The 6,325-nt window shown below is 75.6% G+C and carries 5 protein-coding genes and 1 pseudogene; 5 read left to right on the top strand and 1 reads right to left on the bottom strand.

Features of this window, described 5'->3' with window-relative positions:
- Positions 1-112, top strand: a pseudogene (ppnK, locus tag K6I33_RS29975) (NAD(+) kinase); the annotation flags it as partial.
- Positions 113-143: 31 nt separating this feature from the next.
- Here the strand turns inward: ppnK and K6I33_RS29970 are convergent.
- Complete coding sequence (locus K6I33_RS29970; protein WP_238492221.1) at positions 144-1,508, bottom strand: S41 family peptidase; 1,365 nt, start codon at positions 1,506-1,508, stop codon at positions 144-146.
- 121 nt (positions 1,509-1,629) lie between these two features.
- Here K6I33_RS29970 and recN point away from each other — a divergent pair, with 121 nt between their 5' ends.
- The 4 genes from recN (at position 1,630) to K6I33_RS29950 (ending at position 6,247) form a co-directional block, all read left to right on the top strand.
- Positions 1,630-3,372 carry a DNA repair protein RecN gene (gene recN, locus K6I33_RS29965; protein WP_229357686.1) on the top strand — a complete coding sequence of 581 codons (1,743 nt, stop codon included), beginning with the start codon at positions 1,630-1,632 and terminating at the stop codon, positions 3,370-3,372.
- 50 nt (positions 3,373-3,422) lie between these two features.
- Positions 3,423-4,241 carry a hypothetical protein gene (locus tag K6I33_RS29960; protein WP_229357685.1) on the top strand — a complete coding sequence of 273 codons (819 nt, stop codon included), beginning with the start codon at positions 3,423-3,425 and terminating at the stop codon, positions 4,239-4,241.
- Positions 4,238-4,993, top strand: a complete 756-nt coding sequence (locus tag K6I33_RS29955; RefSeq protein WP_229357684.1) for a hypothetical protein — start codon at positions 4,238-4,240, stop codon at positions 4,991-4,993. The genes K6I33_RS29960 and K6I33_RS29955 overlap by 4 nt, the downstream gene beginning before the upstream one ends.
- Before the next feature lie 135 nt (positions 4,994-5,128).
- Positions 5,129-6,247 (top strand): glycosyltransferase family 4 protein, encoded by a 1,119-nt coding sequence (locus K6I33_RS29950; protein ID WP_229357683.1) that lies wholly within the window; start codon positions 5,129-5,131, stop codon positions 6,245-6,247.
- Positions 6,248-6,325: the final 78 nt, after the last annotated feature.

Here is a 6,325-nt window from a genome sequence, read left to right as displayed (position 1 = left end):
GCGGGGGGCGGTGCCGGTGCGGCTGGCGCGGCTGCACCACGCGTCGTTCACGGACCGTCTGGTCGCGAAGTTCGCCCTTCCCGTGGCGGGGTGGCGGGGGGCGCCGCACTGAGTTCCGGGTCGCGCGGCACCCCCACCGGCGGTCAGCCGGAATGCGACAGGCGCCGCCTGGCCTCCGCGAGGGCGGAGTCGCGGCCCGAGGCCAGTTCGTCGTCCGTGAAGACGGGCGTACGGACGTCCGGCGCGATGCCCTCCCCGTCGTACGACACACCCGTCCGCGGGTCGCGGAACTCCTCGTTCGGGAGCCCGAACGTCCAGCCGTTCGGCAGCCGTCGTTCCATGACGTCGGAGAACGAGCCGTTCGTGTTCGCGCCGATGTGCGTGGGACGGGAGGGGCGGCCCATGAGGGCCTGGGTCGTGGTTTCGCCCGCGCTGATCGTCAGGCGGCCGGTGAGGACGGCCAGCGGGCCGGTGTAGACCGGTCCGCCCCGGTGCGGGAGCACCCGGACCGGTTCGGCCGGGGTGAACTTCCGGGGGTCCTTCGCGTCGTCGCGCGCCCGCTTCACGTACGCCGTGTACGGCCGGTCCGTCAGCCGTTCGGCCACGTGGAGGCCGAGCCGGTCCGAGCCGCCGCCGTTGAAGCGGAGGTCGAGGACGAGGCCGCGCAGGGCCTTCGGGCCGGTGGTCCGCTCGCGGGTGAGGACGGCGTCCAGGGCGCGGTCGAGCTCGGCGCGGTCCGCTCCGAAGGTCTCGTCGTCGGTGTAGTTCAGGAAGCCGGTCAGGCGGAGGTAGCCGATGCCGTCCGGGAGCTCGGCGAAGGAGATCTTGCCCTTGCCCCAGCGCTGGAGGCGGTCCTCCCCGACGCTGTGGGCGATCGACGTGTCGATGCGGCGGATCAGTTCGCCCGAGGGGAACGGGGTGTCCGCGCGGTGCCCCCCGAAGCGGTCCTCCGGGCCCTCGCCCTTGACCAGGTAGGTGTGGCCGTCGTGCAGCGGCTCGATCATCGCCCGCAGGATGCCGAACAGCTCCTGGTCGGTGGTCCGGCCGGTGACCATGGGCCGGTAGCGGTCGCGGACGGCCTGCCAGTCGATGTGCTTCATGGCGAAGAAGGGGTAGTTCTCCGCGTATGTCCGCCAGAAGGTGTCGAAGACCGCCCGGGGGTCCTTCGCCGGGTGCGCGTCGCGGCACGAGTCCGGTAGCGCCGGGAGGCGTCGCAGGAGGCGGTGGCCGACGCTGCTCGCATAGCTCAGCCGGGCCCGGCCCGGGCCGTCGGGGGCGACCGTGGCGGTGGCCTCCCCGAGCGCGGTGACCTCGCCGGGCAGACAGCCGACGGACGTCGTCTCGTACTCGCGCATCAGCCGGCCCCCGTCCTCGATCGAGACGACCGTGCCGTAGCCGTCCGTCCGCCACACCCCGTCGAGGGAGGCGGCGGGACGGGCGGTCGCGGCCGGCGCGGCGGTGAGGACCACGGACGAGGCCAGGAGAGCGACGGAGACGCTTTTGATCATGTTGTAAGCCTGACGCCGCAAGGGTTCCCGTGCCCATGGTGCCGTCACCCGGATCGGTGGTGGGGTTCTCCCCCGGGCGATCGATGGGGGAGGCCGTCGCGAGCCGGCCCCGGAACCTCGTATGGTCGTATCCGTGTTGGAGGAGATGCGGATCCGGTCCTTGGGCGTCATTGACGACGCCGTGGTCGAGCTGGCGCCCGGTTTCACGGCGGTGACCGGCGAGACCGGTGCCGGCAAGACCATGGTCGTCACCAGTCTCGGGCTGCTGCTCGGCGGGCGCGCCGACCCCGCGCTGGTGCGGGTGGGCGCCAAGGCGGCCGTGGTCGAGGGGCGGCTCGCCCTCGACGGCCGGTCGCCCGCGGCCGTACGGGCCGAGGAGGCCGGCGCCGAGCTGGACGACGGCACGCTGCTCGTCAGCCGCACCCTGTCCGCCGAGGGGCGCTCCCGCGCCCACCTCGGCGGCCGGAGCGTGCCCGTGGGCCTGCTGGGCGAGCTGGCCGACGACCTGGTGGCCGTGCACGGGCAGACCGACCAGCAGGGGCTGCTGCGGCCCGCCCGGCAGCGGCAGGCCCTCGACCGGTACGCCGGTGACGCGGTCGCCGTGCCGCTGGCCGGGTACGCGGACGCCTACCGCCGGCTGCGGGCCGTCGCCGCCGAGCTGAGCGAGCTCACCGAGCGGGCGCGGGAGCGCGCCCAGGAGGCCGACCTGCTGCGCTTCGGGCTCGACGAGGTCGCCGCGACCGAGCCCCTGCCCGGCGAGGACGCCGAGCTCGCCGCCGAGGCCGAGCGGCTCGGCCACGCCGAGTCCCTCGCCTCCGCCGCCACCGTCGCGCACGCCGCGCTCGCGGGCGACCCCGAGGACCCCGAGGGCGTCGACGCCGGCACCCTCGTCGCGGGCGCCCACCGGGCGCTGGCCGCCGTGCGCTCCCACGACCCGGCCCTCGCCGCGCTCGCCGACCGGCTCGGCGAGCTCGGCATCCTCCTCGCCGACGTGGCGGGCGAGCTCGCCTCGTACGCCTCCGGCCTGGACGCCGACCCCCGCCGCCTCGCCGCCGTCGAGGAGCGCCGCGCCTCGCTCGCCCACCTCACCCGCAAGTACGGCGAGGACATCGCCGGGGTCCTGGCCTGGGCCCGGGCGAGCGCCGCCCGGCTCGCCGAGCTCGACGGCGACGACGACCGCATCGGCGAGCTCACCGACGAGCACGACGCGCTCCGCGCCGAACTCGGCGGGCTCGCCCAGGAGCTGACCGACGCCCGTAACGAGGCGGCGAAGCGATTCGCCGACGCGGTCACCGCCGAGCTCGCCTCGCTCGCCATGCCGCACGCCCGGGTGACCTTCGCCATCCGCCAGAACGAGACCGAGGCGGGCATCGAGGTGGACGGCCGCACCGTCGCCTACGGCCCGCACGGCGCCGACGAGGTCGAACTCCTGCTGGCCCCCCACCCCGGCGCCCAGCCGCGCCCCATCGCCAAGGGTGCCTCCGGCGGTGAGCTCTCCCGGGTGATGCTCGCCGTCGAGGTCGTCTTCGCGGGCTCCGACCCCGTGCCGACGTACCTCTTCGACGAGGTCGACGCCGGTGTCGGCGGCAAGGCCGCCGTCGAGGTCGGCCGGCGGCTGGCCAAACTCGCGCGCACCGCCCAGGTCGTGGTCGTCACCCACCTGCCGCAGGTGGCCGCGTTCGCCGACCGCCACCTCGTCGTGGAGAAGACCCACGACGGCGCCGTCACCCGCAGCGGGGTGAAGGCCATGGAGGGCGAGGACCGCATCCGCGAGCTCTCCCGGATGCTGGCCGGCCAGGAGGACTCCCAGCTGGCCCGGGCACACGCGGAGGAGCTGCTCCAGGCGGCCCGGGCGGGCGGCTGAGCGCCGGGGCCGGGTAGGTTGGCCGGATCGGAACGATCATCAGGAGAGCCATGTCCGCCCGGCCCCGCGTCCTCTACGTCACCGACCTCGCCTACCCGGCCAAGGGAAGGCGGTACTGCGACGAGGACATCCACCTCACCTCCCGGCTCCGCGCGGACTTCGACATCGCGCTGTGCCACCCCGGGGACGCGGTCGCCCTCATGGACGCCTTCGACGCGGTCGTCGTCCGCAACAGCGGTCCCGTGCTGACCCACCAGGAGCAGTACGACGCCTTCCGCGCCCGCGCGCTGGAGACCGGCAAGCCCGTCCACAACCAGCTGACCGGCAAGGCCGACATGCGGGGCAAGCGGTACCTGCTCGACCTGACCGCCGCCGGGTACCCGGTCATCCCGACCGTCGACCGCGCCGAGGACCTCCACCGCCTCCCCGAGGCCGCCGGGTACGTGCTCAAGCCCAAGGCGGGCGCGGACTCCATAGGGCTGCGCCTCGTCCCCCGCGTCGAGCCGGCCGAGCTGACCGGCGACGTCCTCGCCCAGCCGCGCATCGACTTCCGCTACGAAGTGTCGTTCTACTTCGTCGACCACGACTTCCAGTACGCCCTGTACGCGCCCGACCCCGACCGCCGGTGGGCCCTGGAGCGCTACGAGCCCACGGCCGGGGACCTGGACTTCGCCCGGCGCTTCATCGCCTGGAACGAGATCGAGCACGGCATCCAGCGCGTCGACGCCTGCCGTACGCCCGAAGGCGGTCTCCTCCTCGTCGAGCTGGAGGACCTCAACCCCTACCTCTCCCTGGACCTCCTCGACGACGCGACCCGCGACGCCTTCGTCGACCGGTTCGCGAAGTCCCTCCACGGCCTCCTCTCATGAAGAGGCCCCTGACCACCCTGGCCACGGCCGCGACGGTGGCCCGAGGAACGTACGAGACGCTGCGCCGCACCCGCCCCGGCGGGGACACCTTGTGGAACCGGACCAACCACGCCGGCCGCACCGTCACCCTCTGCGCCGGACCGGCGGCCGCGCTCGGCACAGCGGTGGCCACCGCCACCGCCCGCGCCCTGCCGGCCCGGCACCGGTGGGCCGGCGCGCTGACCGTGCTCGCGGCCGGGGCCTGCGGGGCGTACGACGACGCCGCCGGGGACGACCGGCGCGGCTTCCGGACCCACCTGTCGGCGCTGCGCCGGGGCGAGGTCACCGGCGGGGCGGTCAAGCTCCTGGGCATCGGCGCGGCGGGCCTCGCCGCCGGTGCGGTGCTCAAGGACCGGCCCGTCGACAAGCTGCTGGCCGGGGTGGTGATCGCCGGGTCGGCCCACGCGGTCAACCTGTTGGACGTCCGCCCCGCCCGGGCCGCCGGCGCGGTGCTGGCGCTCGGCGCGGGCGGGCTGGCGCGCGGCGGCACCGGCGCCGCCCTGGCCGCCGCCCCCGTGGGCGCGGCGGCGGCCCTGCTGGCCGACGACGCGGCCGGGCGCACGATGCTGGGCGACACCGGGGCCCACGCCCTCGGCGCGGGGCTGGGCCTGGCCGTGGTGGGCGCCAACGGCCGTACGGGGCTGGCCCTGCACGCAGCCGTACTGGTGGCCGCGACCATCGCCGCCGACGCACGGAATCCCCAAAGCGGGTGAATCCGGGGAACTACGGGCGAGGTGGGACGGGCCGACCTCGTGCCAGTGGTGCCGGGATGCCGGCGGGGACTGGCATCCTGGCCTGAGCACCTCGCCGTACGCCCCGCCCGACGTCGACCCAGGAGCTTCCCCCGCGTGAGTAGCACACCCGTTCCCTCGCACGGGCGGCCGCCGCTGCACGCCGTACAGGTCCTGGGCAGCGGAAGCGCGGGGAGCGGGGCGCACGTGCGGTCGCTGGCGGGCGGCCTCGTGGCGCGCGGCCTGCGGGTGACGGTGTGCGGGCCGCCGGCGACGGGGGAACGCTATGAGTTCACCGGCTCCGGAGCGGCCTTCTCCCCGCTCGACCCGGAGGCGAGCGCCCAGGCGGTGGCGGGAATCCGCGCCGCGAGCGAGGGCGCCGACGTGGTGCACGCGCACGGGCTGCGCTCCGGGACGCTCGCGGCGCTGGCCCTGCGCGGGCGGCCCACGCCACTGGTGGTCACCTGGCACGCGCGCACCCGCACAGAGGGGTTCCTCCTGCGGCTGATGGAACGACAGGCGGCGCGGGCGGCGGCCGTCCTGCTGGGCGCCACCCCCGACCTGGTCGACCGGGCCCGCCGCCGCGGCGCGCGCGACGCCCGGCTCGCACCGGTGGCGCTCCCGGCGCCACGCCGGGCGCCGCCGCCGACGGAGGACGACGACTACCTGCGGTTCAAGGCCCGCGCCGAACTGGGCGCGGTGGCCCGCCCCCTGCTCGTCACCGTCGGCCGCCTGGAGCCGGACCAGGGCCACGGCCCCCTCCTGGACGCCGCCCGCCTCTGGCGGGACCTCGACCCCGAGCCGCTGCTCATCATGGCGGGCGAGGGCGGCGAACGTTCCGCCTTGCAGCGGCGCATCACCGAAGAGGAACTTCCGGTGCTCCTGGTGGGGCGGCGGGACGACGTCCCGGAGCTGCTGGCCGCGGCGGACGTGGCGATCCTGCCCAGCCGCTGGGAGGGCAGGTCCCTGCTGGCCCAGGAGGCGCTGCTGGCGGGGGTCCCCCTGGTCGCCACGTCGGTGGGGGGCGTCCCCGATTTCGTCGGGGACGCGGCGGAACTCGTCCCGTACGGGGACGCCGTGGCACTGGCCGACGCGGTCTCCCGCCTGCTGGCGGACCCGATGCGGTGCGCGAACCTCGTCACGGCGGGGCGGGCACGGGTCGCGGCGTGGCCGTCGGAGGACGACACGGTGGCGCACGTGCTCAGCGTCTACGACGAGCTCAGCCACAGGTTCTGACCGGACGGGCGCCCGTTTGCTTTCCGGGTGCCCCCCGGGTGGGGGTTTTCCGCGCCTTCGGCGCGGTTCTACCCCACC

This window comes from Streptomyces sp. UNOB3_S3 (assembly GCF_020740895.1).
Classification (GTDB): domain Bacteria; phylum Actinomycetota; class Actinomycetes; order Streptomycetales; family Streptomycetaceae; genus Streptomyces.
The sequence above is the reverse complement of the archived record's forward strand: the minus strand, read 5'-3'. Positions and strand labels throughout refer to the sequence as shown.

Excerpts from the sequence above, each read along its gene's own strand:
- K6I33_RS29970 (WP_238492221.1), bottom strand. The coding sequence starts at position 1,508 with ATGATCAAAAGCGTCTCCGTCGCTCTCCTGGCCTCGTCCGTGGTCCTC.
- recN (WP_229357686.1), top strand. The coding sequence starts at position 1,630 with ATGGTCGTATCCGTGTTGGAGGAGATGCGGATCCGGTCCTTGGGCGTC.
- K6I33_RS29960 (WP_229357685.1), top strand. The coding sequence starts at position 3,423 with ATGTCCGCCCGGCCCCGCGTCCTCTACGTCACCGACCTCGCCTACCCG.
- K6I33_RS29955 (WP_229357684.1), top strand. The coding sequence starts at position 4,238 with ATGAAGAGGCCCCTGACCACCCTGGCCACGGCCGCGACGGTGGCCCGA.